We start from the raw sequence: 904 nt of genomic DNA on the forward strand, positions 1-904 counted from the left end.
GGGCGCCCAGCGCCCGGCGGGGGCGGCGGCGACCCGGGCGACCTGGCCCGAGGCGAGAAAGGGTCTGCTCGGGGATCACCTCCTCGCGGGCGGCCACCGGATCCGGCCAGATCCGCTTCTACCAGGCCTCCTCCTCGGAGATGTTCGGCCAGGTGCGTGAGACGCCGCAGAACGAGCCACGCCGTTCCACCCGCGCTCCCCGTACGGCGTCGCCAAGGCCTACGGGCACTTCCTCACCCAGAACTACCGCGAGTCCTACGGGATGTTCGCGGTGTCCGGCATCCTGTTCAACCACGAGTCGCCCCGGCGCGGAGCGGAGTTCGTCACCCGCAAGGTGACGCTCGGCGCCGCGAGGATCAAGCTGGGCCTCGCCGCCGACCTGCGGCTCGGCAACCTGGAGGCCCGGCGCGACTGGGGGTACGCCGGCGACTACGTCAAGGCCATGCGCCTGATGCCGCGGGCAGGGACCGCCGAGGACTACGTCATCGGCACCGGCCAGACGCGCTCGGTGCGCGAGCTGGTCGTCGCGGCCTTCGAGGCGGCCGAGCTCGACTGGGAGCGGTACGTCGTGGTCGACCGGTCGCTGCACCGCCCGGCGGAGGTGGACCTGCTGTGCGCCGACCCGAAGAAGGTGAGGGTGCAGCTCGGCTGGGAGCCGACGGTGGGGTTCGAGGAGCTCGTCGCCATGATGGTCGAGGCGGACGTCCGGCTGCTGTTCGACGGTGGCGACCCCGAGCAGGACTCCTCCTGGCCTGGCGGCACCCGCCGCCCCGCGCCCGCCCTGACGCCCGCCGGTGGACCGCCGGGCGCGGGCGGAGTGCCGGGCGCGGGCGGTGTCAGCCGATCCACGCGCCGGTGGTGAAGTTCCCGGTGTTGATCGCCATGACCGGGATCATGATGGCCA

At 73.0% G+C, this 904-nt stretch carries 1 pseudogene; it reads left to right on the forward strand.

From position 1 onward, the window contains the following. The first annotated feature begins 140 nt into the window (after positions 1-140). Positions 141-862 (forward strand): annotated as a pseudogene (locus tag ACFFRH_RS40490) (GDP-mannose 4,6-dehydratase). The last annotated feature ends 42 nt before the right edge of the window (positions 863-904 follow it).

The organism is Streptosporangium vulgare, from assembly GCF_042428775.1.
GTDB classification, from domain to species: Bacteria; Actinomycetota; Actinomycetes; order Streptosporangiales; family Streptosporangiaceae; genus Streptosporangium; species Streptosporangium vulgare.